The 25,582-nt window shown below is 70.4% G+C and carries 21 protein-coding genes and 2 tRNA genes; 11 read left to right on the top strand and 12 right to left on the bottom strand.

The window, feature by feature from the left end; genetic code table 11:
* Positions 1-37: 37 nt before the first annotated feature.
* Genes BWO91_RS17705 through BWO91_RS17695 form a run of 3 tightly spaced genes read left to right on the top strand, consistent with a single transcriptional unit; the run spans position 38 to position 4,124 of the window.
* The gene (locus BWO91_RS17705) at positions 38-1,330 is read left to right on the top strand and encodes an NAD(P)/FAD-dependent oxidoreductase (RefSeq protein WP_079003523.1); all 1,293 of its coding nucleotides are present in this window, start codon (positions 38-40) and stop codon (positions 1,328-1,330) included.
* The gene (locus tag BWO91_RS17700) at positions 1,327-2,553 is read left to right on the top strand and encodes an FAD-dependent oxidoreductase (RefSeq protein ID WP_079003522.1); all 1,227 of its coding nucleotides are present in this window, start codon (positions 1,327-1,329) and stop codon (positions 2,551-2,553) included. Before BWO91_RS17705 ends, BWO91_RS17700 begins: the two co-directional genes overlap by 4 nt.
* A complete protein-coding gene (locus tag BWO91_RS17695) occupies positions 2,550-4,124 on the top strand; it encodes an ABC transporter substrate-binding protein (protein ID WP_079003521.1) in 1,575 nt (524 codons plus the stop codon). Before BWO91_RS17700 ends, BWO91_RS17695 begins: the two co-directional genes overlap by 4 nt.
* Before the next feature lie 295 nt (positions 4,125-4,419).
* On the opposite strand, the gene BWO91_RS17690 is transcribed toward BWO91_RS17695, so the two are convergent.
* The 10 genes from BWO91_RS17690 to BWO91_RS17645 all read right to left on the bottom strand — a co-directional run bounded on the left by BWO91_RS17690 (position 4,420) and on the right by BWO91_RS17645 (position 14,879).
* Positions 4,420-5,052: a HutD/Ves family protein gene (locus tag BWO91_RS17690; RefSeq protein WP_079003520.1), complete on the bottom strand. Its 633-nt coding sequence runs from the start codon at positions 5,050-5,052 to the stop codon at positions 4,420-4,422.
* The gene (gene hutI, locus BWO91_RS17685; protein ID WP_079003519.1) at positions 5,049-6,245 is read right to left on the bottom strand and encodes an imidazolonepropionase; all 1,197 of its coding nucleotides are present in this window, start codon (positions 6,243-6,245) and stop codon (positions 5,049-5,051) included. The genes BWO91_RS17690 and hutI overlap by 4 nt, the downstream gene beginning before the upstream one ends.
* Positions 6,242-7,711: a formimidoylglutamate deiminase gene (locus BWO91_RS17680; RefSeq protein WP_240555565.1), complete on the bottom strand. Its 1,470-nt coding sequence runs from the start codon at positions 7,709-7,711 to the stop codon at positions 6,242-6,244. The genes hutI and BWO91_RS17680 overlap by 4 nt, the downstream gene beginning before the upstream one ends.
* The gene (locus tag BWO91_RS17675; RefSeq protein WP_153303545.1) at positions 7,708-8,925 is read right to left on the bottom strand and encodes an allantoate amidohydrolase; all 1,218 of its coding nucleotides are present in this window, start codon (positions 8,923-8,925) and stop codon (positions 7,708-7,710) included. Before BWO91_RS17675 ends, BWO91_RS17680 begins: the two co-directional genes overlap by 4 nt.
* Positions 8,922-10,583 (bottom strand): urocanate hydratase, encoded by a 1,662-nt coding sequence (gene hutU / locus BWO91_RS17670; RefSeq protein WP_079003518.1) that lies wholly within the window; start codon positions 10,581-10,583, stop codon positions 8,922-8,924. Before hutU ends, BWO91_RS17675 begins: the two co-directional genes overlap by 4 nt.
* 132 nt (positions 10,584-10,715) lie before the next feature.
* Positions 10,716-11,642 (bottom strand): ABC transporter substrate-binding protein, encoded by a 927-nt coding sequence (locus tag BWO91_RS17665; RefSeq protein ID WP_064296877.1) that lies wholly within the window; start codon positions 11,640-11,642, stop codon positions 10,716-10,718.
* Positions 11,643-11,717: 75 nt separating this feature from the next.
* A complete protein-coding gene (locus BWO91_RS17660; RefSeq protein ID WP_071260603.1) occupies positions 11,718-12,452 on the bottom strand; it encodes an ABC transporter permease in 735 nt (244 codons plus the stop codon).
* Entirely contained in the window at positions 12,449-13,099 is a 651-nt protein-coding gene (locus tag BWO91_RS17655; RefSeq protein WP_071260601.1) for an ABC transporter permease, read from the bottom strand. The genes BWO91_RS17660 and BWO91_RS17655 overlap by 4 nt, the downstream gene beginning before the upstream one ends.
* The gene (locus tag BWO91_RS17650; RefSeq protein ID WP_071260599.1) at positions 13,096-14,187 is read right to left on the bottom strand and encodes an ABC transporter ATP-binding protein; all 1,092 of its coding nucleotides are present in this window, start codon (positions 14,185-14,187) and stop codon (positions 13,096-13,098) included. The genes BWO91_RS17655 and BWO91_RS17650 overlap by 4 nt, the downstream gene beginning before the upstream one ends.
* Positions 14,184-14,879, bottom strand: coding sequence for an IclR family transcriptional regulator (locus tag BWO91_RS17645; protein WP_240555564.1), 696 nt, complete (start codon positions 14,877-14,879; stop codon positions 14,184-14,186). Before BWO91_RS17645 ends, BWO91_RS17650 begins: the two co-directional genes overlap by 4 nt.
* 184 nt (positions 14,880-15,063) lie before the next feature.
* On the opposite strand from BWO91_RS17645, the gene BWO91_RS17640 reads away from it, so the two are divergent.
* Positions 15,064-16,512 (top strand): aromatic amino acid lyase, encoded by a 1,449-nt coding sequence (locus BWO91_RS17640; protein ID WP_079003516.1) that lies wholly within the window; start codon positions 15,064-15,066, stop codon positions 16,510-16,512.
* A 22-nt stretch (positions 16,513-16,534) separates the two neighbouring features.
* On the opposite strand, the gene BWO91_RS17635 is transcribed toward BWO91_RS17640, so the two are convergent.
* Entirely contained in the window at positions 16,535-17,503 is a 969-nt protein-coding gene (locus tag BWO91_RS17635) for a diacylglycerol/lipid kinase family protein (protein ID WP_064296871.1), read from the bottom strand.
* Positions 17,504-17,560: 57 nt separating this feature from the next.
* Between BWO91_RS17635 and serS the strand changes: the two genes are divergently transcribed.
* From serS to BWO91_RS17600, 7 genes are all read left to right on the top strand, one after another.
* Positions 17,561-18,826, top strand: a complete 1,266-nt coding sequence (gene serS, locus BWO91_RS17630) for a serine--tRNA ligase (protein WP_079003515.1) — start codon at positions 17,561-17,563, stop codon at positions 18,824-18,826.
* Complete coding sequence (locus tag BWO91_RS17625) at positions 18,823-19,647, top strand: HAD family hydrolase (protein ID WP_079003514.1); 825 nt, start codon at positions 18,823-18,825, stop codon at positions 19,645-19,647. Before serS ends, BWO91_RS17625 begins: the two co-directional genes overlap by 4 nt.
* Before the next feature lie 147 nt (positions 19,648-19,794).
* Positions 19,795-21,042 carry an LCP family protein gene (locus BWO91_RS17620; RefSeq protein ID WP_079003513.1) on the top strand — a complete coding sequence of 416 codons (1,248 nt, stop codon included), beginning with the start codon at positions 19,795-19,797 and terminating at the stop codon, positions 21,040-21,042.
* A gap of 96 nt (positions 21,043-21,138) precedes the next feature.
* Positions 21,139-21,223 (top strand) — tRNA-Ser (locus BWO91_RS17615).
* A gap of 216 nt (positions 21,224-21,439) precedes the next feature.
* Positions 21,440-22,744: a hypothetical protein gene (locus BWO91_RS17610; RefSeq protein ID WP_079003512.1), complete on the top strand. Its 1,305-nt coding sequence runs from the start codon at positions 21,440-21,442 to the stop codon at positions 22,742-22,744.
* Positions 22,745-22,804: 60 nt separating this feature from the next.
* Positions 22,805-24,145 (top strand): LCP family protein, encoded by a 1,341-nt coding sequence (locus tag BWO91_RS17605; RefSeq protein WP_079003511.1) that lies wholly within the window; start codon positions 22,805-22,807, stop codon positions 24,143-24,145.
* Positions 24,146-24,258: 113 nt separating this feature from the next.
* Positions 24,259-24,347, top strand: a tRNA-Ser gene (locus BWO91_RS17600).
* A gap of 12 nt (positions 24,348-24,359) precedes the next feature.
* Here BWO91_RS17600 and BWO91_RS17595 read toward each other — a convergent pair.
* Positions 24,360-25,541, bottom strand: coding sequence for a tyrosine-type recombinase/integrase (locus BWO91_RS17595; RefSeq protein ID WP_079003510.1), 1,182 nt, complete (start codon positions 25,539-25,541; stop codon positions 24,360-24,362).
* Positions 25,542-25,582 lie beyond the last annotated feature (41 nt).

Below are 25,582 nucleotides of genomic sequence, written 5' to 3'. Positions count from 1 at the left end.
GGTCGGCCCCTGGACGGCGAGTGACTAGCCTCGAAGGGTGACCGACCCCCGCCCCGCAACCACCGTCATCGTCGGCGCCGGCCTCTTCGGCCTGGCGACCGCCGTCCACCTCGCCCGAGCCGGGCGCCGCGTGACGGTCCTCGAGTCGGGCACCGCCGTCGGCGCCACGACCGCAGCGGGAGCGGGCTTCGTCGGCCTCTGGGCGGCGGGCTACGCCTGGTACTGGGACGAGTCGGAACTCGCCCTCGAGCAGGCCGGCCTCGACTTCTACCGCGGGCTCGACGCTGCCGGATACGACATCGGGCTGCGGAACACGGGCAACGTGTGGCTCGCCCTCACCGAGCAGGCCGTGCTCGACCACCTGCTGCCGTTCGCCGAGCACCCGCTCCGCCCCGAGGACGCCCGCCTGCTCACCGCCGTCGAGACCGCTGAACTCGTTCCGGGTCTCGACCCCGAAGCGATCGTCGGGGCGTTCATCCATCCCGACGGCATCCAGATCAGCGCGCCCGACGCCGGAATCGCGCTCGCGGCGCTCGCCCGGGCCGAGGGTGTCGAGATCATCGAGCAGACACCCGTCGTCGATCTCCTCGCCGAAGGTGGCCGAGCCGTCGGCGTGCTGACCGCCACCGGCGAGCGCGTCCTCGGCGACGAGGTCGTCCTCGCCGCAGGGTCCTGGACGAACGAGCTCCTCGCCGCGACGGACCGCGTGCTGCCGTTCGCGCGGGTGATCGCGAGCCGCCTGACCACCGCCCCGTTCGGCCTCGGCGAGGTGCCGACCCTCATGATCCCGGAGCTGGACGGACTGTGGATCAGGGAACACCTCGGTGGTCTCACGTACGGCAACGGCGTCGGCTACGAGGCGCTCGCGGTGCGCGACAGCCCCGCGGATCGTCGTCCGGACCGCCCCGACCTCGTCGAGACGATGCGCGAGCACCTGTCGCCGATCGTCTCCGAGCTCATCCCGGCCGCCGCGCCCGTCGTCGACGACGCCGAAGCCGTGCAGGGGATCGTGTCGTACACCGCAGACCGCCGCTTCATCGCGGGGTCCGTCCCGGAGCTCGACGGGTTGTTTGTCGTGGCCGGCGACAACGAGTCCGGGGTCACGCACGGCCCTGGACTCGGCCGGATGCTCGCCGAACTGATCGTCACGGGTGAGAGCCCCTTCGTCGACGCGTCGCGGTACGCCCCCGGTCGGTTCCCGTCCCGTCCGTTCGCCGACGAGGCCGCCGTGGCCGCCGCGATGCCGGCTCGTCGGGCGGTCGACGCGCGCGCTGCCGCAACGACGCGCGTGACGACGGAGTCGGGCCTGCCTGCGGAGTCGGGCCGATGACCGCGTCGGGTCCGGCAGCGGACGCGACGCCGACCGCGCTGCCGGCGCGCGCCGAGGTCGTGGTCATCGGCGCCGGGATCGTCGGTGCGGCGGCTGCACGCTCGCTGGCCGAGCAGGGCCGCGACGTCCTGCTTCTCGAGCGGTACCCGCGCGGTCACGAGCACGGCTCCTCCCACGGAGCGACCCGCATCTTCCGTCAGGGCTACGACGCCGACGACTACGTCGCCCTGACGTCGGAGGCGCTCGCGGCCTGGCGGGCGCTCGAATCGGCGAGCGGGCGGACGCTGCTCGACCTCACCGGCGCGCTCGACCACGGCCGCCCCGAGATGCTCGCGGCCATCGAGACGGCGATGACCCGAGGTGGGGTCGCGTCGGAGCGCCTCACCCCGGATCAGGCGAGCGACCGCTGGCCCGGACTGCGGTTCGACCGCGAGGTCCTCCACCACGCGACCGGCGGGCGACTGTACTCCGCCGAAGCGATCGAGGCCCTGCTCGACCTCGCCGAGGTGGCCGGAGCGACCCTGCGCTTCGGCGTGCGGGTGTCGGGTGTCGAACCGACTGGGTCGAACGATCCGACCGCCGGTGTCGGCGGTGCCGTCGTCCGCACCGAGCTGGGCGACGTCGTCGCGGACCACGTGGTCGTCGCGGCAGGCTCCTGGACGCCCGACCTCGTCGGCGCACTCGCTCGCAGCGTCGGTCGTCCGCTGCCCGAGATCGTCGTGACGCAGGTCCAGCCCGCGCACTTCCCGAGCGGACTGCGCGCCGACGCCTGGCCGAGTTTCGTCCACTACCCCGCCGAGGGGTCGAGCGTGTACGGCCTGCTGACTCCGGGCGAGGGGGTCAAGGTCGGGCTGCACGGCGGTGCCGTCCACGTCCACCCCGACGAACGCGACGGCCTCGCCGAACCCGAGGAACTCGCGCGGCTCACCGCCTACGTCGCCGAATGGGTGCCCGGCGTCGACGCGTCCGCACCCCATACCATCAGCTGCCTCTACGATCTGAGCCCCAGCGAGGATTTCGTGATCGACCGGATCGACAGCATCATCGTCACGACGGGATTCTCCGGTCACGGGTTCAAGTTCGGCCCGGTGCTGGGACGCCTCATCGCCGATCTCGTCGACGGAGCCGAACCGCACCCGAGGTTCGCGCTCGCCGCCCACGCGGTACCCGTCGCGCCATCAGCATCAGCACTCCCGCAGTCACCCGAAGGAACCGCTCCATGAACCGATCCGCCAGATTCACCACGGTCGCCGTCGGCCTCGGTGTCGTCGCCGCCCTCACCGGTTGCACAGCCCAGGGCGGCACCACCACGACCACCGCGCTCGTCATCGGCACGACCGATCAGATCGTCTCGCTCGACCCGGCCGGTGCCTGGGATCGCGGATCCTTCACGCCGCAGAACCAGATCTACCAGCACCTCCTCAGCTACGACGAAGGCGACGTCGTCCCCGCGCCCGACGCGGCGGAATCGTGCGACTTCACCGACGAGACCACCTACGTCTGCACGGTCAAGGAGGGGCTGACCTTCTCCAACGGTCACGCGCTCACGGCCGAGGACGTCGTCTACTCCTTCACCCGCGTCCGTGAGATCGCCGCCGACAACGGACCGTCGCCGCTGCTCGCGAACCTCGACAGCGTCGAGGAGGGTGACGACAACCAGGTCGTCTTCCACCTCACGGTGCCGAACGACCAGACCTGGCCCTACGTGCTCACGAGCATGGCCGGGCCGATCGTCGACGAAGAGGTCTTCCCGGCTGACGAGCTGCTGAGCGACGACGACGTGATCGGCTCCGGCCCCTACGCCGTCGACAGCTACCAGGCGGGCGGGCTGCTCTCGCTCGAGGCGAACTCGCGCTACTCCGGGACCCGCGCGAAGACGCAGCACGTCGTGCTCAAGCCGTACACGACGGCGTCGAACCTGCGGCTCGACCTGGAGAAGGGCGACGTCGACATCGCCTACCGCTCGCTGACCGCGACGGACGTCGCCGACCTCCGGAGCGACTCCGACCTGCAGGTCGTCGAGGGGCCGGGCGGTTCGGTGCGGTTCCTCACGTTCAACCTGAACACCCAACCGGGTGCGAACGACGCGCAGAAGCTCGCCATCCGGCAGGCGGTCGCGTCGCTCATCGATCGTGAGGAGATCGCCGACCAGGTCTACAAGGGCACCTACGCGCCGGCCTACTCGGTGGTGCTCGACGGGCAGACGGGGGCGACGCCCGCGTTCCAGACCGCGTACGGTGACGCGCCGGACCCGGCGAAGGCCGCGGCGATCCTTGCGGCCGCGGGCGTCAGCACCCCGGTCGCCCTGCCGATCCAGTACACGAGCGACCACTACGGCCCCGACTCCGACCAGGAGTACGCGCTCATCAAGTCGCAGCTGGAGGAGTCCGGACTGTTCACCGTCGACCTGCAGTCGACCGAGTGGACGAGCTACGTGAAGGAGCTGAACCCGGAGTCGGGCTACCCGGCGTACCAGCTGGGGTTCTTCCCGGACTACCCGGACCCCGACAACTTCCTGCGCTCGGCGTACTCGACGACCGGGGCGTCCGTCGCCAACGGGTACTCGGACCCGGCCGTCGACGCGCTCATCGACACCGAGGCGACGGCGACCGACCCGGCGGCGCGCATCGCGGCGATCGAGCAGATCCAGGCGCTGACCGCGACCGCGGCTCCGATCATCCCGCTCCTCCAGGGCACCGAGACGGTCCTCGCCCAGAAGAACGTGACGGGCCTCGAGGAGACGCTCGACGCCACCTACACCTTCCGCTTCGCGGTCCTCGACCGAACGAAGTAGCCCGGTCTGGTTGCGCCAGCGCGGTGCGCTGACGTGGGCGCGGATCTGTGACGTGAGCGCGCCCCTCCGGAGACCCGCGCTCACGCGCGTGGGGAGCGCCCACGCCGGGTGTGCGCCACTCACGCGGGCGCACCGCGCCGGCACCCGGTGGGGAGGTCTCAGGTCAGCGCGGTGCGCTGGCGCGAGAGCTGTCGAGTCGGCGTGAGTGCGGGTCAGCGACGTGGGCGCACCCCTCCGGAGACCCGCGCTCGCGGCTGTGGGGCGCGCTCGCGTCAGCGCACCGCGCTGGCACCCATCACCGACGGGGGAGGATCCGGGCGAGCGCGATCGTGGCATCGCCGGTCAGGGACAGGGTGCCGGCCTCGAGTCGGAGGGTGTCGTGCCGCTGGAGCGCACGAGGGTCCAGACCTGGCCCCTCCGCCGACAGCAGCCCATCGAGGAACACGACGAACGTGGTGGCACCCGGGGGCGTGGTGACGAGCCTCGAGCCGTCGACGACGCCGACCTCGAGCGATCCACGGAACCGGTCCCGCGACACCATCAGGTTGAGATCGAGCGTCGGCCCGACCACGCCCCGCGACGAGACCGCTGAGGCCCCGTCGAAGGCGGCGACCTGCCACCGGTCCAACTCGACCGGCTCACCGTCGATCACGAGTCCGAGTCCACCCGCCGACAACGCCATCAGCTGACGGTCGACGCCCGGGAACGACGAGAAGGCGACGTCCGACTCGACCGTCGCGATGCTCAGCGTCCACCCCGGAGCGGCCGGCGCGTCACCGTCACCGTCGCCGAGCCCACCATCGGTCCGGAGCCCGACGGCCTCGACGGCGATCTCCGTCGCGGTCCCCAGCCCGTTCCGCCAGCGGTAGCTCCGATGCCGGTCGGCCGGCAGCAACACGAGTGCGTGGCCCTCCGTCGCGCCGCTCACCGCTGCGTCGTCCCTGCCGTGACACGCTCGCCGCGGTGCCGGACGCCGACCGTCAACGGCACACCGGGTCGGTAGGCGAGGTGCGACACCGAGGGCGCGTCGAGCACCTGCAGGTCCGCGAGACCACCCACGCGAAGCGATCCGACGGCCTCGGCACCGTGCTCGAGACCGACCGCCACCGCGGCCCCCCGCGTCGCCGCCCACACCGCCTCGGCGATCGTCAGCCGCATCTGCAGCACGGCGGTCGCCACGCAGTACGCCATCGACGTCGTGTACGAGGTGCCCGGGTTGCAGTTGGTCGCGAGCGCGATCGAAGCACCGGCGTCGATGAGCGCGCGCGCCGGCGGGAACGGCTCGCGCGTCGACAGGTCGCAGGCCGGGAGCAGGGTCGCGACCGTCGACGAACCGGCCAGGAGGTCGACGTCGACGTCCGACAGGTGGTTGCAGTGGTCGACGCTCGCAGCCTCCAGCTCGACCGCGAGGCGCACCCCGCCGCTCTCGCCGAGCTGGTTCCCGTGCACCCGGACGCCCAGGCCCGCAGCGCGACCGGCGAGCAGCACCTCACGCGACTCCTCGACGTCGAAGGCCCCGACCTCGCAGAACGCGTCGATGTACGACGCGAACGGGGCCACCGCCGCGAGCATCGGTCCGGTCACGAGGTCGAGGTAGTCGCGGCGGTCGACGCCGGCCGGCACGAGATGGGCCCCGAGGAAGGTGACGACGTCGGCGACCTCGGCCGCCGCCCGAGCGGATCGCGCCTCGCCCTCCACGTCGAGCGCGTAGCCCGTCTTCGCCTCGAGGAAGGTCGTCCCCTGCGCGAGCGCCTCCGCTCGCAACCGCTGCGCACCCGCGACGAGCTGCTCCTCCGATGCGGCCCGAGTGGCGGCCACGGTCGTCGCGATCCCGCCCGCCGCGTACCGGCCGCCGGCCATGCGCGCCTCGAACTCCGCCGAGCGGTCGCCCGCGAACACGAGATGCGTGTGCGTGTCGACCCAACCCGGGAGCACGGCGCGCCCGCCCACGTCGGTCCGCGTGTCGGCGTCGGGTGCGTCGGCCGCTGCGCCGAGCCAAGCGATCCGGCCGTCTTCGATGACGACCGCCGCATCGGTGATCCGGTTGCCGTCGACGTCGCCCGGCCCGGAGCCCGCGTTGGTCGTGAGCTCGGCGATGCCGGTGATGAGTTCGCTGGTCATGGCTGCCTCTCCTGCGAGGGGTGATCGGGTGTCGGGTGCGAGGCGGCTGCCCGGGGCGTCTCCGTCGATGCTGCCAGCTCAGCCAGCGCCACCGCGAGGAGCTGTTCCGGCGTCGACTCCCGTGATGTCGCAAGCAGCCGACCTCGCTCCGCCACGAGCCGCCCGCCGACGACGACACGCTCGACGTCGGACGCGGTCGCGACGAGGGCGAGTTGCGCCGGGTCCATGCCGGTGGTGCGGAGGCTCGACGTCGACACCTCGACGAGGTCGAGCGGGTCGCCAACATCCAGCGCGTGCCTCCCGAGTCCGAGCGAACGGTAGCCGTGGTCGGTGCCCGCCTGGAGGAGCTCGGCGGGCGAGAACCGGCCGCGTCTGCCGGAGGCGAGCCGTTCCCCGGCTTCGAGACCACGCAGTTCGAGCAGCGGGTCGACCACCGCGTTCTGGTCGGAGCCGACGGCGATCCGGGCCCCCGCGTCCGTGAGGCGGCGGGCCGGTCCGATGCCGTCGCCGAGGTCGGCTTCGGTCGTCGGGCACATGACGACGGTCGCGCCGGACCGTCCGATCGCCGTGATGTCCGCGTCGGTCAGGTGTGTCGCGTGGACGAGGCTGATGCGCGGGGCGAGCGCTCCGAGCGCGGCGAGCACGCCCGTCGGCGTCCTGCCGGTCTTGGCGAGCGTGTCGACGTTCTCCTGCGGTTGCTCCGACAGGTGGACGTGCAGCGGGACGTCGTCGGGCAGGCCGGCGAGGATCGTACGCATGGCGTCGACGGGCACGGCACGCACCGAGTGCAGCGCGGCACCGAGCGTGACGAGTCCGGCGGTACCGACGGAGCCGGACAGTGCGTCGCGCAGTCGATGCCAGCGGGCGAGCCAGTCGGCCGCGTCGCCGTCGCCGAACGCGAGCTGTTCGGTGAGCAGCGGTGCGGCAGGACCCCCGGCGGGCCCGAGGCCGCTTGCGAGGTAGGCCGTGTCGAGGAGGGTGAGCCGGATGCCGACGTCGGCGGCGGCTTCGGCGACCGCCAGTTCCATCGCGTGGGCGGTCGGGTACGGGGTGCCGTCGGCCTGGTGGTGCACGTAGTGGAACTCGCCGACGGCCGTCCAGCCGCAGACGAGCATCTCGCCGAACACGGCACGTGCGACCCGGCCGTAGTGGTCCGGGTCGAGGCTCGCGGCCGCCGCGTACATCGCCTCGCGCCACTGCCAGAAGTCACCGCCGTCGGCGTGGGTGCGTCCGCGCAGCAGACGGTGGAACGCGTGGGAGTGGGCGTTCCCCATGCCCGGGACGACCGTTCCGAGACGTCGGTCGCCCGCCTCCGGCTCGACGCCCCGCTCGACGGTCGCGATACGTCCGGAGTCGTCGGACGTGAAGCGCACGCGGCCGGTCGGGCGACCGTCGACGATCGCCGTCGCGGCCCAGATGGGGGCCCGCATGTCCGCTGCGCCGAGGTCGACGCTCGCGACCGTCACAGCACGCTCCGCAGCAGGGCCTCGAGCGCTTCGACGCCGGCGACGCAGTCGGCCGTCTCGGCGAACTCCTCAGGCGAGTGCGAGACACCGGTCGGGTTCCGGACGAAGACCATCGCCGTCGGCACCGCGCCGCTCAGGACTCCGGCGTCGTGGCCTGCGCCCGTCGGCAGCAGTGGGACCCCGCCGAGCGTGCCGGCGAGTCGCGCGGCGAGCTCGGGGTCGAACTCGACGACGCCCGACCAGGACTCCTCGATCAGCTCCACCACGCAGCCGGAGTCGACGACGGCCTCCTGCACCCGGCCCTCGATGTCCGCGACGAGGGCGCGCGTGCCGGCGTCGGTGGCCGCGCGGGCGTCCACCCAGGCGTCGACCTCGGAGGCGATGACGTTGGTGCCGCCCGGCACGATGCGCAGGCGACCGACGGTGGCGCGGGCGTCGTCGGTCGCGAGGGCGGCCTGCTCGATCGCGAGGACGGCGCGTGCTGCGGCGACCACGGGATCACGGCGCTCGCGCATGCCGGTCGCGCCGGCGTGGTTCCCCTGACCGCTCACCCGGAGGCGCCAGCGGCCGTGGGCGAGGATCGACGAGGCGACGGCGGTGGGCGAGCCGAGGTCGATGAGGCCGCGACCCTGTTCCACGTGCAACTCGATGAAGAGTCCGATGCGGCCGAGCGCCTCGTCGTCGCGGCCGAGGTGCTCGGGAGCGAGCCCGGCAGCGGCTGCGGCCTCCGCCACGGTGACTCCGTCGGCGTCCGTCAGCGCTCGGGCGGCGTCCGCGGTGATCGCCCCGGACAGGAGCCGGGATCCGAGGCAGGCGACGCCGAACCGGGACCCCTCCTCCTCGGCGAACACCACGACGGCGACGGGACGCGACGGCTGGAACCCGGTGGCCTGCAGACGCGCGACGGCGTCCAGCGCTGAGACCACGCCGAGCGGCCCGTCGAACGCGCCGCCGCCCGGGACGGAGTCGAGGTGGCTGCCGGTGACGACCGCGTCGGGCCCAGGCGCGCCCCACCACGCCCACAGGTTGCCGTTCCGGTCCGTCTCGACGTCGAGACCGAGTCGGGCGGCGCGAGCGGTGAACCACTCGCGCAGCTCGAACTCGGCCGGCGTCCAGACGTGCCGGGAGTACCCGCCGCGTGCCGGATCGACCCCGACGCCGGTGATCTCGTCGAGCCCGGCGAGTCGACCGTGGGCGATCAGGCCGTCGGTCACTCGCCCTCCCACATCGGCACCCGCAGGCCGCGTTCGCGGGCGACCTCGGCCGCCCGCTCGTAGCCGGCGTCGACGTGACGCATGACGCCGGTGCCCGGGTCGTTGACGAGCACGCGCGCGATCTTCTCGGCGGCGAGCGGCGTCCCGTCGGCGACGATCACCTGACCGGCGTGGATGGACCGGCCGATGCCGACCCCGCCGCCGTGGTGGATCGACACCCAGGTCGCGCCGGACGCCGTGTTGAGCAGGGCGTTGAGCAGCGGCCAGTCGGCGATCGCGTCGGAGCCGTCGGCCATGGCCTCCGTCTCGCGGTACGGCGAGGCGACGGAACCGGAGTCGAGGTGGTCGCGGCCGATGACCACGGGTGCGCTCAGCTCACCCGAGGCGACCATCTCGTTGAACTTCAGGCCGGCCAGGTGGCGCTCCTGGTAGCCGAGCCAGCAGATGCGGGCTGGCAGCCCCTCGAAGGCGATCTTCTCGCCGGCCGAGGTGATCCAACGGCGCAGCTTCTCGTCCTCGGGGAACAGTTCGAGGATGGCGCGGTCGGTCGCGGCGATGTCCGCCGGGTCGCCGGAGAGGGCCGCCCAGCGGAACGGGCCCTTGCCCTCGGCGAAGAGCGGTCGGATGTAGGCGGGCACGAAGCCGGGGAAGTCGAAGGCGCGCTCGCAACCGCCGAGTTTCGCCTCGGCGCGGATGGAGTTGCCGTAGTCGAAGACCTCGGCGCCGGCGTCCTGGAAGTCGACCATCGCCTGCACCTGCTTCGCCATGGCGAGTCGCGAGCGGCGCGTGAAGTCGACCGGGTCGGCCGCCGCCTCGGTCTGCCAGTCGGCGAGCGCCGTGTCCTCGGGCAGGTAGGCGAGTGGGTCGTGAGCGCTCGTCTGGTCGGTGACGATGTCGATGGCGACACCGCGCCGCAGCAGTTCGGGGAAGACGGTCGCGGCGTTGCCGACGAGACCGACCGACAGGGGGCGCCGTTCCGCCTTGGCGGCGAGCACGCGTTCGACGGCGTCGTCGAGGTCGTCCGTCATCTCGTCGAGGTAGCGGTGTTCGACGCGTCGCTCCAGGCGGCTCGGGTCGACGTCGACGATGAGCACGACGCCTTCGTTGAGCGTCACGGCGAGCGGCTGTGCGCCGCCCATGCCGCCCGCGCCGCCGGTGAGGGTCAGCGTCCCGGCGAGGGTGCCGCCGAACCGCTTGTCGGCGATGGCGGCGAAGGTCTCGTAGGTGCCCTGGAGGATGCCCTGCGTGCCGATGTAGATCCACGAGCCGGCGGTCATCTGCCCGTACATGGTGAGACCTTCGGCCTCGAGCTTGCGGAACTCGGGCCACGTCGCCCAGTCGCCGACGAGGTTGGAGTTCGCGATGAGCACGCGGGGCGCCCACTCGTGCGTGCGGAAGACGCCGACGGGCTTGCCGGACTGCACGAGCAGGGTCTCGTCGGCCTCCAGCCCTTCGAGCGTGCGGACGATCGCGTCGTACGCCTCCCAGTTCCGCGCGGCCTTCCCGGTGCCGCCGTAGACGACGAGGTCCTTGGGGTGCTCGGCGACCTCGGGGTCGAGGTTGTTCATGAGCATCCGGAGCGGGCCCTCGGTCTGCCAGCTCTTGGCGGTGAGGGTGGTGCCGCGGGCGGCACGGATGGTCCGGGTGGTGGTCGGCATGCGCTGGTCCTTTACGTCTGCGGTGCGGTGGTGGTGGTGCGGTTCCGACGGGCTCAGGGGCGGGTCGCCGGCCCTGAACCGGTTCTCTGCCCTGAGCTGCTTCTCGGCCCCTGAGCCCGTCGAGGGGTGCTGCTAGCCCAGGTCGGCGTCCTTCAGCCACTCCTCGGCGATGCTCTTCAGGCTCGTGCCGTCGGACGCCTTGCCGTTCATCTCGATGAGGTCCTCGGTGGTGAGGGCTGCGGAGACCTTGTCGAGCGTCTTCGAGATCGTGTCGTCGAGCTTGCTCGTGCTGATGACGGGGACGATGTTCTCGGCCGCGAAGAGCGACTTGTCGTCTTCGAGGGCGACGAGCTTGTTCGCGGTGAGCCCGGGGTCGGTGCTGAAGATGTCGCCGACCTGCACCTGGCCGCTCGTGAGCGCGGTCATCGTGAGCGGCCCACCGGCGTCGAGGCTGACGAACTCCTTGAAGGTGAGACCGTAGACCTGCTCGAGGCCGACGACGCCGTTGACGCGCGTCTTCCACTCCGGCGGGCCGCCGAGGCTGAGCTCGGACATGTACGGCACGAGGTCGGAGATCGTCTTGAGGTCGTACTTGTCGGCCGTCTCCTGGGTGACGGCGAGCACGTCCTTGTCCTCCGCGGGCGAGATGTCGAGCATGCTGACACCCTTCGGGAGCTTGTCGCCGAGTTCCGCGACGACGTCCTCGCTCGTGCTGGCCTTCGACTCGGAATCGAGGTACTTGAGCAGTGCGCCCGAGTACTCGGGGAGGAGGTCGATGGAGCCGTCCTGCAGCGCGGCCATGTAGACCTCGCGGCTGCCGATGTTGAACTGCTCCTTCACTGTGACGCCCTCGGCCTGCAACGCCTGGGAGTAGATGGTGGCGATGAGCTGGCTCTCGGTGAAGTCGGCTGAGCCGATGATGACGGCGTCGCCGGAGGAGCCGGACGCGCCGTCGCTGCTGAGGGCGTCCTGGCCGCCGCAGCCGGTGAGGACGAGAGCGGCGGCTGCGGTGGTCGCGGCGATGGCCGCGAGTCGACGGGGGAAGGTGGGGAAGGGCATGAGGACCTCGATTCGGTGAGATGGACGGATCGGTGGTACGGTCGTGCGGGGGTGGTCGGGCGGTGCGGGTGCGGCTCAGGCCGGCCGGGGGATCGCCCCGGTGACGGTGGTCGGGGCCGCCGTCCGCCGCCTGCGGCTGGTGCGCCGCAGACCGGGGGAGACGATGAGGGTGCCGAGGAGGGTGAAGGCGATCTCCAGAGCGAAGGCGAGGGCGGCGACGAGGATCGCACCGCCGGCCATCTGGAAGAAGTCGGCCTGGGCGCGGCCGTCGATGATGTACCGGCCGAGCCCCTGGAGGCCGAGGTAGGCGGCGACCGTCGCGGTCGAGACGACCTGGAGGGTGGACGAGCGGATGCCGGACAGCAGCAGGGGGAGGGCGCAGGGGAGCTGGACGTGCCAGAGGATCTGCAGTCTCGTGTACCCCATGCCGCGGGCGGCGCCCACCGCGTCGGGATCGGCGCTCTGGATGCCCGTGTACGTCCCGGTCAGGATGGGCGGGACGGCGAGGAGCACGAGGACGACGATCGTGGGGATGACGTAGACGAGCTGCCCGGGGACCACCGGCGAGATGAGGAGGAACAGCAGGATGAGGAGGCCCAGGGTCGGCAGGGCGCGGAGGGCGTTGGCCGATCCGGCGACGAGGCGCTCGCCCTTGCCGGTGTAGCCGACGAGGACACCGAGCGGCACGGCGATCGCAGCGGCGATCACGAGCGCGATGCCCGTGTACAGCAGGTGGTAGCCCATCTGCGAGGGGATGCCGTCGGGGCCGGTCCAGTTGGCGGGGTCGGTCAGCCAGTCGATGACGCTCATGCCACCACCGTCCGATCACGCCAGGGCGTCGCGAGCGAGCCGAGCCGGACGATGACGAGGTCGAGGATCACGGCGAGGACGACGCAGAGCAGGATGCCGGTGACGAGCGGCACGAACAGGCGGAGCTGGAAGCCCTGCGTGAACAGTGTCCCGAGTTGCGGGATGCCGAGCAGGGCGGCCATCGTCACGATGCTGACGTTGGAGACGACCGCGACGCGCAGGCCGGCGGCGATCACCGGGACGGCGACGGGTAGTTCCACGAGCACGAGTCGCTGCCAGGACCGGTAGCCCATGGCCTCGGCCGCCTGCACCGCGTCCACCGGCACCGAGGAGAGTCCGTCGGAGACGACGCGGACGAGGAGCGACACCGTGTAGACGGTCAGGGCGATGACGATGTTGATCGGGTCGAGGATCTTCGTGCCGAGGATCGTCGGCAGGATGATGAACAGCGCGAGCGACGGGATCGTGTACAGCAGCCCGGCGGTACCGACGATGAACGGACGGCCGCGACGCGAGCGGTGCGCCCACCAGCCGAACGGGAGGGCGACCAGGAGGCCGAGCACCGTCGGGGTGAGTGTCAACCAGAGGTGGTTGAGCGTGAGGTCGCCGATGAGCGGGAGGTTCTCCCAGATCCAGTCGATCGTCATCGGAGGCTCCGCTCGGGGGCGGGACGCTCGAGTAGTTCGCTGGCGGCGATGGTGCCGGTGAGTCGGCCGTCGTCGTCGAGGAGGCCGACGCGTCGACTCGGGTGCGCGAGCGCTGCGTTGAGCGCGATGCGGAGCGACGCCGTGCGCGGGACGAACAGGCCGTGACCGCTGATCGTGTCGGTCGAGACGGAGCCGTGACCGGCTGCCGTGTCGAACCAGCCGAGGGGACGGCGTTCATCGTCCGTGACCACCACCCAGCCGCTCGCGTGCACGCCGGTCACGGCGGAGTCGCCGAGCCGGGCGACGGGCTCGCGGTGGAGGGCGTCGTCGTGGTCGAGTCCGAGGAAGCCGAGTGCACGGTAGCCGCGGGCCTCGCCCACGAAGTCGGCGACGAACGCGTCGTGGGGGCGGGTCAGGAGGTCGACCGGCGGCGCGATCTGCGCGAGGAGGCCGCCCTCGCGCAGGACCGCGACCTGGTCGCCGAGCTTGAGTGCCTCGTCGATGTCGTGGGTGACCATGACGATCGTCTTCGAGATGTCGGCCTGCAGACGCAGGAACTCGTCCTGGAGCTGCGTCCGGACGATCGGGTCGACCGCGCTGAAGGGTTCGTCCATGAGGAGGAACGGCGGGTTCGTCGCGAGGGCGCGGGCGACGCCGACGCGCTGCTGCTGACCGCCCGACAGCTGCCACGGGTACTTCTTCGCGAACTTCTCGTCGAGACCGACGCGCTCCAGTAGTTCGAGGGCCGCCGTGCGTGTCTCCCGACGCGAGCCGCCGAGGAGGCGCGGGAGGGCTGCGACGTTGTCGACGACGGTGCGGTGCGGGAAGAGACCGGCGTTCTGGATGACGTAGCCGATCCGACGACGGAGGGTGACGCGGTCGAGCGACTGGGTCTCGACGTCGTCGAGCAGGATCGACCCGGAGGTCGGATCGATGAGGCGGTTGATCATCCGGAGCGAGGTGGTCTTGCCGCAGCCGGACGGGCCGACGAGCACCGTGAGGGATCCGGTCGGCACCTCGAAGGAGAGGTCGTGGACGGCGACCGTGCCGTCCGGGTAGGCCTTCTTGACGTTCGTGAAGCGGATCATGCGCGTCCCTCCAGAAGGTCAGCGGCGTCGTCGGGGACGGTCGCGGCGGTGTTGTCGATGGGGCCGGTGTACGAGGCGAGCCCGCTGGACAGCCGGTCCGTGGCGGCGACGAGGAGCTCGCCGTAGGAGGCGATGAGGTCGTCGGTCATCCGGTAGCTCGGGACGACGAGGCTCAGCGCCGCGACGACCCGAGCTCCCGAGCGGACGGGTGCGGCGATCGCGGTGACGTCCGACTCGACGCCCCGCTCGACCGTGACGTAGCCGGCGGTGGGGGTCCGACCGGTGAGTGCGGCACCCGCGGCCGACCCGTCGAGGGGGATCGTGCGACCGACCCAGCTCGCGTGACGGACGGAGTGGGTGCCCTCGGTGATCGCGAGGTAGAGCGCGGTGGACGCGTGGCCCTCGACGCTCAGGTAGGCGGACTCGCCGGTGCGTTCGACGAGGTCGAGCATCTCCGTGTGGCAGAAGCCGACGAGCGACTCGTTGCTGAGTGCCTGCGTGCCGAGCTGGACGACGCGGCTGCCGGGTCGGTAGCTGCCGTCGGTGTCCTTCCGGACGAAGCCCGTGGACTCCAGGGTGCGGAGGAGCCGGAGAGCGGTGCTCGGCGAGAGGTCGACGAGTCGCGCGCTTTCGGCGAGGGTCGTGCGGCCGCGGTCGCACACCACGGCGAGGAGCGAGAGTGCACGCTCCACGGTTCGAGTCGATGATTCAGCCATCAGATCCCTCTCTGTCGAGCCACCACGTTATGGCTCCGCCGTTTCAGCGAACCGCCTCGAATGTTTCCGTCAGGTAAAACTCGAATTTCATCTGGTGGGACGTTCGCCGTGTGAGCAAGGATGGTGCACACGACGGCGGAGCGCAAGAGAGGGTGTCGGGATGATCGAGATCGCGGGAGCACTGGGCATCGACGAGCTGCGGCGGATCGCGGACCTCGAGGAGGAGGCCTCGGTGCCTCGCGCGGTGCTCGACCGGCTGGCCACCGCTCATGACGACGCGCGGGACCTCGCCGAGCACGCGGCCGTCTACGGCAGGAGCACGGGCGTGGGGGCGAACAAGGACACCGCGGTGGCCGACGACGGCGATGCCCACGCACGCCGCCTGCTCCGCAGCCACGCGGTCGACGCGGGGGAGGTCGTCCCCGACCGGGTCGTGCGGGCGATGCTCGCGGTCCGGCTCAACCAGCTCGCCGTCGGCGGATCGGGTGTCGAGCCCGCGGTCGTCGCGGCGCTCGCCGAGATGCTGCGCCGCGACGCACTGCCGACCGTCCGGACCCTCGGGTCGATCGGGACCGGCGACCTCACCGCGCTCGCCGGTACGGCGCTGACCCTCCTCGGCGAACGGCCGGCGTCGACGCCACTGGAGCCGCTGGGCGCCTGGGGCTCGGAGAGCGCCCTGTCGTTCATCAGCAGCAGCGCCCTGACCATCGCGCGCGCGGCGCTCGCGGTCACGGAGCTGCGGAAGCTCCACCAGGTCTGGTCGGCGGTCTGTGCGCTCAGCTTCCACGCGCTGGACGGCAACGCGCAGGCGTACGCCGAGGCGGCCGCGGGTGCGTCCGCCGCACCCGGTGTCGAAGCCGCTGCTGCGGCGGTGCGCGCGCTCATCGGACCCGTGCCGCAACCGGCCCGGATCCAGGACCCGTTCGCACTCCGCATCGCGGCGATCACGCAGGGCGTGGTCGTGACGGCGGCGGACCGGCTCGCGGACCAGGTGGAAGCGCTCATCGGTGCCGCGCAGGAGAACCCGCTGTACGTCCTCGGTGCCGATGACGGATCACGCGCGGTCCTCCACCATGGCGCCTTCTTCCAGGCGCAGCTCGCCGCCGAGCTCGACGCGACCGCGATCGCGCTCGCGCAGACGTCGACGGTCACGTTCTCCCGCCTGCGACTGTTGAACGAGCCCGCGTTCACGGGGCTGCCGCCGTTCCTCGGCGACGGGGAACCGGGTGCCTCAGGACTGTTGATGGTCGAGTACGTCGCGGCGGGCGCGGTCGCCGACATCCGACACGCGGCGCAACCGGCGGCGCTCGGCACGGTCGTCCTGTCGCGCGGAGCCGAGGAGGACGCGCCGTTCGCCGCGCAGGCCGTCGCCCAGTTGGAGGACGCGGTCGTCGCCACGAGGACGCTCATCGCCTGCGAACTCCTCGGAGCGGTGCGGGTCGTGCGGCGTCGCGGTGTGGCCGATCGACTGACCGGGGCGCTCGCCGAGGTGTTCGCCCGGGCATCGGCGTCGCTCGGCTCGGACGACGCCGACCGCGACCTCCGCCCCGACCTCGAGCGGGCGACGGCGCTCCTCACCGAGATCGCGGACCTCGTCGAAGGAGGGTAGCCGGGCTCAGCGGTGTCGCCGACTACGGGAGCTTGACGAGCAGCCCGCCGCGGTGCGCGTCGAACGCGACCATCGTCGCCATACCGAACGCGTCGCCGTCGAGCTCGAGGTCCTGCGCCTCGTCGACCCGCACGGTCAACGCCTCAGCACGCAGGTTCGTCACGGTGTTCCCACCACGGCCCTCGGTGAACCGGATCATCCGCCGCCCGACGGCCGTCCGCCGCAGGACCCGGTTCTCCCACGTCACCTTCCGCCACACGAGCAGCCAGCCGAAGGCGCCCTTCGGTTGCAGCACCGCGACGTCGAGGAAGCCGTCGTCGAGCTCGGCGTCCGGCATGAGCTGCACGCCGCCCTGCAACGTGCCGCAATTCCCGACGAGCACCGAACTCACGGTCGCCGCATGTTGACGGTGTCCGCGCAACTGGTAGTGGATGCGGAACGGCGCGGCCGTGGCGATCGAGCGGAGACCGGACTCGACATAGGCGAGCCAGCCGAGCGACTTCTTGAGGTCGGGGTTCGCGGTGGCGATCATCATCGCGTCGATGCCCATGCCGGCCATCACCACGAACGCGTGCTCCTCCTCCGACCCGTCGGCGCGGGTGATCATGGCGACGCCGATGTCGATCGCGCGCGTGTCGCCGGTGAACGCCGTCCCGATCGCGGCAACCTGGTCGCCGAGCGGCAGCTTCAGGTTCCTCGCGAGCAGGTTGCCGGTCCCCGAGGGGATGAGGGTCAGCGGCACACCGCTCCCGCGCAGCCCCTCGGCGACGGCCCGCACGGTCCCGTCGCCGCCGGCCACGAGCACCACCCGGGCGCCGTCGAGGACCGCGCGCCGCGCCTGACCGACACCGGGGTCGTCGACACTCGTCTCATACAGGTGCGGAGCCGCCCATCCCGCCTCCTGCGACCGCGCCTCCAACGCGCTCCGCAGCCTGGTGGCGTCGACCTTCACCGGGTTGTACACGAGCGCGGCGTGCGCGGGAGTCGGCATGGCCCAACGGTACTGTCCCGGGGCCTCGTCATCGACCTCGATCGCTAGACTTGCCGGGTGATCGATCCCCTACTCCTCCGCGAACAGCCAGAAGTCCTCCGAGCGTCGCAGCAGAAGCGAGGGTCCTCCGTCGACCTCGTCGACCAGGCGATCGACGCCGACACCGCACGCCGCGCCGCGATCACCGGGTTCGAGGAACTCCGTGCCGAGCAGAACGCGTTCGGCAAGCAGGTCGCCAAGGCCCCCAAGGAGGAGAAGGCCGCCCTCGTCGCCCAGGCGCAGCAGCTCGCCGCCCGCGTCAAGGAGGCCCAGCAGGTCGCGACGGAGGCCGAGGTCTACTTCGCCGACGTCGCCGGCCGCATCCAGAACCCTGTCCTCGAGGGCGTACCCGCCGGCGGCGAGGCCGACTTCATCACGCTCCGCGAGGTCGGCGAACGCCCCTCCTTCGATTTCGCCCCCCGCGACCACCTCGAGCTCGGCGAACTCCTCGGCGCCATCGACATGCAGCGCGGCACCAAGGTCAGCGGCTCGCGCTTCTACTTCCTCCGCGGCATCGGCGCCCGCCTCGAGATCGCCCTCATGAACCTCGCGCTCGACCGCGCGATCGAGGCCGGCTTCGTCCCGCTCATCACCCCGACGCTCGTGCGCCCCGAGATCATGAAGGGCACCGGCTTCCTCGGAGAACACGCCGACGAGGTCTACCAGATCGCCGGCGAAGACCTCTTCCTCACCGGCACGAGCGAGGTGGCGCTCGCCGGGTACCACTCCGACGAGATCCTCGACCTCGAGCAGGGCGCACTCCGCTACGCCGGCTGGTCGACCTGCTACCGCAAGGAGGCCGGGTCCTACGGGCGCGACACCCGCGGCATCATCCGGGTGCACCAGTTCAACAAGCTCGAGATGTTCGTCTACACCAAGCCGGAGGACGCCGCCGCCGAGCACGAGCGCCTGCTGTCGTACCAGGAGGCGATGCTGCAGTCGCTCGGCCTCAGCTACCGGGTCATCGACACGGCCGCCGGCGACCTCGGGTCGAGCGCGGCACGCAAGTTCGACGTCGAGGCGTGGGTGCCGACGCAGGACGCGTACCGCGAACTCACCAGCACCTCGAACTGCACCACCTACCAGGCGCGTCGCCTCGACACCCGGTACCGCACGGAGTCGGGCAAGACCACGCCGGTCGCGACGCTCAACGGAACGCTCGCGACCACTCGCTGGATCGTCGCGATCCTCGAGACGCACCAGCAGGAGGACGGCAGCGTCGTCATCCCCGAGGTGCTGCGTCCGTACCTGGGCGGCATCGAGGTCGCGAGGCCGATCCGATGACGGACGAGGTGACCACCACCGCCACCCCGCTGCTCATCGCCCTCGACATCGACGGCACCGTGCTGCACGAGGACGGTTCGCTCAGCCTGTCGGTCGCCGACGAGGTGCGTCGCGTGGTCTCCCTCGGCCACATCGTGACGCTCGCCACCGGTCGCAGCTGGGAGAGCACGCGTCCGGTGCTCGAGGAGCTCGAGCTGACGCCGCAGTACGTCGTCTGCGCGAACGGTGCGCTCATCATGAAGCGCGACGAGTCGAAGCCCGACTCCTACGAGCGCTTCTTCACGGAGACCTTCGACCCGACCGAGGTCCTCGGGCTCATCCAGCCGCACCTCTCCGAAGGCAGCTACATGGTCGAGTACCCCGACGGCTTCCGCAAGTACACGGTCGGTATGGAGGACTGGAACCTCGAGAACGCGATCGAGGTGCCGTTCGAGGAACTCGTGACGAGCCCGGTGACGCGCGTCGTCGTCGTGTCCCCGAGCCACGACGAGGAGGAGTTCCTCCGCATCGTCGACGAGATCGGGCTCAGCCAGGTGAGCTACGCGATCGGGTGGACGGCGTGGCTCGACATCGCGCCGAAGGGCGTCAACAAGGCGACCGCGCTGGAGCGTGTCCGGGAGTGGCTGGGGCTCGAGCGCTCGCAGATGGTCGCCGTCGGCGACGGCCGCAACGACGTCGACATGCTCGGCTGGGCGGCAGCGGGAGGACGTGGTGTAGCCATGGGCCAGGCACCCGAGGAGGTCCTCGCGGTCGCGTCGGAGGTCACCGGGACGGTCACCGACGACGGTCTCTCTCAGCTCCTGAGGAGCATTTCGGGTTAGCATCGTCCAAAGCTCCGTGTCGTCACGCCGTTTCCGGTGGGCACGGGGCGTCGGTGCGAGCCTGCTGCAGGTGTCCGCCGGACGACTCGCCGCAGCCCGGTCTCCAGGGTTCCGGCAACCCCTGTTCCTGAGACGAGAGCGAGATCCATGACCCGCAACGCCGACGCGTCCAAACCGCGCGCCGCCGTCCGTCACGGCAGACTCCGCAAGTCGAACCCGTTCGTCACCGTCGCGAAGATCGTCGCCGCGACGGCCGCCGTTGTCGGCGTGAGTGGTATCGCGGTCGCCGGTGTGGCCGCACTCGACCTCGCCAACAGCGTGAAGCCCGTCGCCCACCTCGACAACGAGACGCCGGGTGCACCGCCGCCCAACATCGGCGCGATCGAGGGCGGCGTCAACCTGCTCCTCGTCGGTAGCGACTCGGGCGACGGCAATGCGGCGTACGGCGATCGCGAGGAGAACCTCAACGACGTCACGATCCTCATGCACATCTCGGCAGACCACTCGAGCGCGACCGTGGTCAGCTTCCCACGCGACATGTACGTGCAGATCGGCGACTGCGCCGACGGCGGCAACGGTCGCGACAAGATGAACACCGCCCTCATGTACGGCGGGGCCGACGGCGGGCTCGCCTGCGCGGTCTCCACGGTCGAAGGCATCACCGGGCTCTCCATCCCGTTCGCCGCGCAGATCGGCTTCGACGGTGTCATCTCGATGTCCAACGCGGTCGGCGGCGTTCCCGTTTGCATCACCGAGCCGCTGAACGACGCCTGGAGCGGCATCAACCTCGACGTCGGTACCCACGACCTCTCGGGTGCGTCCGCGCTCGCCTTCCTCCGCTCGCGTCACGGCGTCGGCGACGGCAGTGACCTCTCGCGCATCTCGAACCAGCAGGTGTTCCTCTCCTCGCTCGTCCGCACGCTGAAGAGCAGCGACACGCTCTCCGACCCGATCAAGCTCTACTCGATCGCCCGTGCGGCGCTGAAGAACGTGACCCTGTCGAGCAGCCTGAACAACATCGACACGATGGTGTCGATCGCCGCAGCGCTCAAGGACATCCCCCTCGACCGCGTCGCGTTCGTCCAGACGCCGACGGCCACGGTCGAGGGCGGGGTCGCGGCGACGTCCGATGCCGACGTCCTGTGGACGGCGCTGCAGAGTGATCAGGCCGTCGCGCTGTCCGCCACCGGCAAGTACGTCGTGACCGACCCGAACGCACCGGTCACGCCAGACCCGGCGACGACCGATGCGGCGGCGGATCCCGCTGCCACGGCGGACCCGGCTGCGCCCGCGGACCCGTCCGCCGCCGGCCCCGTCGCCCTGCCCGACACGATCACCGGCCAGAACGCCGCGCAGAACACCTGCACGGCCGGTCGTCCGGAGGAAGACCAGTAGTCACCGCGTGATCGGATGGGGCCGCTTCGCCGCTGGCCCCATCCGGTACACTCGATCCTGGTCGTCAGCTGCGTCATGGCGGGCGATCGACCATCAGGAGGGCTGTCCGAGCGGCCGATGGAGCCAGTCTTGAAAACTGGTGGGCAGAAATGTCTCGTGGGTTCGAATCCCACGCCCTCCGCACGTATTCGAGATCGCTGGGCGGGCCTGGCGGCGCAACGCTGGCGCGTCGCGGGGTTCGAATCCCACGCCCTCCGCACGTATTCGGAATGGCTGGGTGGGCCTGCGCTGCACCGTTCATCGGTATGATATTCATCGACTGATATGCAGACATGGAGCGGCTCGAGTGCGTACTCGTCGACTCGTGTCGGCAGACGATTCGAAAGCAGAACCAGCGATGACCGAGCCCTCCGACCAGCCTGAGAGACCCCAGGAGACGAGCGGGCAGGTGCCGCCGCCTCAGGGCCCCGTCCCACAGCACCCGTCGACCGACGGATCCACGCCGCGTGCCGATGCACCGCAGAACGGTGCGGGGACTCAGCAGTATCCGTACGGTGCGTCCCAGTATCCCGTCAGTGTCCCGCAGGGCCCGTACGGCGCGTCCCAGAGCCCGGCGGGCGCTCCGCAGAATCCGTACGGTGCGTCCCAGAACCCCTACGCCGGTGCACCGTCCCCCTACGCCCCCGGAGTCGCCGGTCCCGCCAAGCGGCGCAAGTTGTCCCGCGGCGGACTCATCGGCATCATCGCGGGTGCGGTCGTCCTCGTCATCATCGTGGTCACGGCTGCCGGTATCGGCATCAGCTCCGCGATCCGCGGGGCGCAGGGTGACCCGAAGAGCATCGTCACCGACTACTTCACCGCCCTGCAGGACGGCGACGCCAAGCAGGCACTGAGCTACCTCGACGAGTCGATCAGCGACAAGACGCTGCTCACCGACGACGTCCTGAAAGCGTCCGCGAAGCTCGGCAAGATCAGCAAGGTCAAGCTGACCTCCGCGAAGGAATCCAGTTCCACCACCACGGTCACGGCGACGTTCTCGGTCGGTTCCACCCCCGTGACCCAGGAGTTCACCGTCTACAAGGCGTACAAAGGTGGCTACTCCATCCTCTCGGGAGGAACGGTCAGCCTGTACCCGTCGATGCTCGACGGCGTCGCCGTTACGGTCAACGGACAGGAGGCGAAGGGCGACTCCTGGACGGTGTTCCCCGGCGCCTACCAGCTCGCGCTCCCCAAGGCGCTCGAGGAATCGTTCTCGATCTCCGGAGCAGACGACCTCGTCGCCGCTGGTGACTCCTACGACCTCCTCTCGGACGTGAAGGTCGAGCTCAACGAGGCAGGCGTCAAGCAGTTCCGCGACGCCGTGACGGAAGCGGTGAACGCCTGCATCGCCTCGACCAGCCTCACCGCAGGGTGCGGTCTCGACATCCCGGCCACACTGTCGGACGGCACGGCGGTCGCGGACGGCACCATCACGCGCACGCTGAGTGCGGACGCGCAGGCCAACCTCGCCAACCTCGAACCCCGCGAGACGTTCGTCAACCCGCTCCAGGTCTATGGCGACTACATCGGGAGCGTCAAGGCGTCCTCGACGAGCTGCACGCAGAACGGAGCGACCGGCGGTTGCGACATCCTGTTCGGTCCCTCGCTCGGCTCCCCGCAGGTGGACTTCACCTCGGGAACCCCGGTGGTGCGCTGGGACTGATGCGTCGCGGAAACCCGGTCGCGCACCCTCGTTCACAGCCGGACCTGCTTTACTGTTCCGATGCCCCCGATCACGTCTGACGCCGTCGAGCCCGCGCGGAACCGCACGGGCCGTGGCGCGACCGGTCGTGAGGGACGTTCCCGCAAGCTCAGCACCATCGCCCGTCACGGGCGGTTGCAGCGACCGAGCGCCGTGCGGACCGGCCTGAAGATCATCGCTTCGACCCTGGCCGTCGCGCTGGTCAGCGGTGGCATCGTCGCGGGGATCGCCCTCTGGGACGTCGCCGCCTCGGTGAAGCCCGGTGTCGCGCTCGTCGACTCGCAGGGTGAGGCGGTCACCGACCTGCCGGCGATCGGAGCGTATCCGGGCGGCGTCAACCTCCTCATCGTCGGCAGCGACTCCCGCGCCGGCCAGGACCCCGTCTTCGGCGACGCCGAGGAGGAGACCGGCAACCTCAACGACGTCACGATGCTCGTGCACATCTCGGAGGACCACAGCAACGCGACGGTCGTCAGCTTCCCGCGCGACATGTTCGTCCCCATCCCGTCCTGCCCCGACCCGGCCGGCGGCTCGTTCGACTCGATGAGCCGGCAGAAGATCAACACGTCCTTGAGCTACGGCGGGCTCGCGTGCACGGCGCTGACGGTGTCGCAGCTCACCGGTCTCGAGATCCCGTTCGCCGCAGAGGTGCAGTTCAGCGGCGTCATGGCGATGTCGACCGCACTCGGCGGGGTGACGGTGTGCGTCGCCGACCCGATCGAGGACGAGTACACGAACACCTTCCTGTCGGCCGGCGAACACACGCTCGAGGGCTACGAGGCGCTGCAGTTCCTCCGCACCAGGCACGGTGTCGGGGACGGCAGCGACCTCAGTCGCATCAGCAACCAGCAGGTGTTCCTGTCGGCGATGATGCAGCAGGTCAAGAGTGCCGAGACGCTGACCAACCCTGGGACCCTCTATTCCCTGGCCAAGGCGGCGGCGCAGAACATGCAGCTGTCCGACAGCCTGACGAGCCTCGACACGATGATCGCGATCGCCATGACGCTGCGCGACGTCGACCTGTCGAACATCGCGTTCGTGCAGTACCCGAACGCGGCCGTCGAGGGCGGGGTCGAACCGATCGACGACGCGGCCGCCGCGCTCTTCGAGGCCCTCGGTAACGACCAGCCCATCCAGCTCTCGGGCGCGACCGGCGCCGGTGCGGTGACGAACCCGACCGACCCGACCGCGGTCGATCCCGCCGAAGGTGCGGATGCAGGTGGCGATCCTGCCGCGACGGCTCCGCCCGCCGATGCGACCGACACGTCCGCCGGCGGTGCGGTGGTCCTTCCGTCGACGGTGACAGGCCAGACCGCCGACCAGCGCACTTGCTCCCGAGGCCGCACCCTCGACGACCAATAGGCGTCCCGACCTCGTTCCCTGAGCGTGTCGAAGGGCGTCGCGGACCCGGGGATTCGTCACCACGCCCATCTCCGGTTATGCTGGTCGTCGTGCGTCCGCTTGCGAGCGCACATGGAGACGTCGCATAGTTCGGCCTAGTGCACCACCCTGCTAAGGTGGAGTCCCCGTAAGGGGACCGCGGGTTCAAATCCCGCCGTCTCCGCACTGGAATCCTTCACGAAACCCCCTGTTCTGCAGGGGGTTTCGCCATTTTCAGGCCCTCGTCGACAGGCAGAAGAACAGCGTCGGAGGGTCCATGGACGGGCGGAGTGTCCCGGGAGTGTCCCGGTGCGATCTCTAGGGCATCGAGCCGGGCGACTGCGGACAGGTCCTGAGACTCACCGAGGACGTGCGCATAGACGCGAAGTGTCGTGTTGGGATTCGAGTGTCCGAGCCACGCGGCAACTTGGTGCACGGGTATGCCTGCTCTCAACCATCGGGAAGCTGCATAGTGCCGGAGGTCATGGATCGTGTGGCCATGTGCTGTCGTGCCCCAATCAAGGAAGCGCCGGAAGGTGTTGGCCCGGAGTTGAAGCCCGGTCTTCGTAGTGAAGAGGTAGTCGGACGGTGACCGGCCCACGGTTCTGGGAAGAGCTATTGCCCAGGGGCGTGCGGTCAGCGGAACTCGCCGCTCCCTCATTGTCTTGGTGCCCTTTTCGGCGTAGCCCTCGGATTGAGCTCGCCAGACCCGGACCGACCTCAACGGCAGCTCTTGCAGGTCTGATACGCGCAGCGCGCGTACCTCCGACCAGCGAAGACCAGTCAGGCCGATGAACTCCGTGATCTCGGCAAGCTGCGGGCGAAGAGCCGCCTGTAGACGGATCGTTTGGGCGAACTCAGCATCGCTGAAAGTTCGGGTTCGTTCGGATCGCTGCGTCTCCCCTTTGGGAACCGAGACGGAGAGAACAGGGTTGGTGTTCAACTTCCGTTCCCGTACCGCAAAGGCGAAGAGCGCACTCAGGGTTGTCCTTGCTCGCATGACCGTCGAACGTGCCTTGGTGCTGAGCTCGTCCGTGAGATGCCGGAGGATGTCGCGCTCCTTGATTGCGCCGATTGGTCGGTCCAGCCAGGAGCGTGGGACGCTGGCCAGGTTGTCGCGATCCGTGCGCCACGAGTGCGGGCTCACCTGGCTCTGACGACTGCTGAGGAACTGGTCGGCAACGCTGGAGAAGACGACGGAAGCGTGCGCAGACGGGATGAACTGCCCAAAGTTGAGCGCTCTCTTCTGCTCCCGCTCCCACGCCTCGGCGTCGGCCTTCCGAGGGAATGTCTTGCTGTCGACGAGGACGCCCTTGTGCTTGATCCGAGCCACGAATCGCGCCTGGCCGGCCTTCGTCCTCCTGCGCTCGATGCTCACTGCAGACCTGCAAGCCGGTGAACATCGACGACGCGGTAGAG

The organism is Plantibacter flavus (assembly GCF_002024505.1).
Lineage (GTDB): Bacteria > Actinomycetota > Actinomycetes > Actinomycetales > Microbacteriaceae > Plantibacter > Plantibacter flavus_A.
This window is presented reverse-complemented; position numbering and strand designations above follow the sequence as displayed.

Excerpts from the sequence above, each read along its gene's own strand:
- BWO91_RS17700 (WP_079003522.1), top strand. The coding sequence starts at position 1,327 with ATGACCGCGTCGGGTCCGGCAGCGGACGCGACGCCGACCGCGCTGCCG.
- BWO91_RS17695 (WP_079003521.1), top strand. The coding sequence starts at position 2,550 with ATGAACCGATCCGCCAGATTCACCACGGTCGCCGTCGGCCTCGGTGTC.
- hutI (WP_079003519.1), bottom strand. The coding sequence starts at position 6,245 with ATGACCAGCGAACTCATCACCGGCATCGCCGAGCTCACGACCAACGCG.
- hutU (WP_079003518.1), bottom strand. The coding sequence starts at position 10,583 with ATGCCGACCACCACCCGGACCATCCGTGCCGCCCGCGGCACCACCCTC.
- BWO91_RS17665 (WP_064296877.1), bottom strand. The coding sequence starts at position 11,642 with ATGCCCTTCCCCACCTTCCCCCGTCGACTCGCGGCCATCGCCGCGACC.
- BWO91_RS17660 (WP_071260603.1), bottom strand. The coding sequence starts at position 12,452 with ATGAGCGTCATCGACTGGCTGACCGACCCCGCCAACTGGACCGGCCCC.
- BWO91_RS17655 (WP_071260601.1), bottom strand. The coding sequence starts at position 13,099 with ATGACGATCGACTGGATCTGGGAGAACCTCCCGCTCATCGGCGACCTC.
- BWO91_RS17650 (WP_071260599.1), bottom strand. The coding sequence starts at position 14,187 with ATGATCCGCTTCACGAACGTCAAGAAGGCCTACCCGGACGGCACGGTC.
- BWO91_RS17640 (WP_079003516.1), top strand. The coding sequence starts at position 15,064 with ATGATCGAGATCGCGGGAGCACTGGGCATCGACGAGCTGCGGCGGATC.
- BWO91_RS17635 (WP_064296871.1), bottom strand. The coding sequence starts at position 17,503 with ATGCCGACTCCCGCGCACGCCGCGCTCGTGTACAACCCGGTGAAGGTC.
- BWO91_RS17625 (WP_079003514.1), top strand. The coding sequence starts at position 18,823 with ATGACGGACGAGGTGACCACCACCGCCACCCCGCTGCTCATCGCCCTC.
- BWO91_RS17620 (WP_079003513.1), top strand. The coding sequence starts at position 19,795 with ATGACCCGCAACGCCGACGCGTCCAAACCGCGCGCCGCCGTCCGTCAC.
- BWO91_RS17610 (WP_079003512.1), top strand. The coding sequence starts at position 21,440 with ATGACCGAGCCCTCCGACCAGCCTGAGAGACCCCAGGAGACGAGCGGG.
- BWO91_RS17605 (WP_079003511.1), top strand. The coding sequence starts at position 22,805 with ATGCCCCCGATCACGTCTGACGCCGTCGAGCCCGCGCGGAACCGCACG.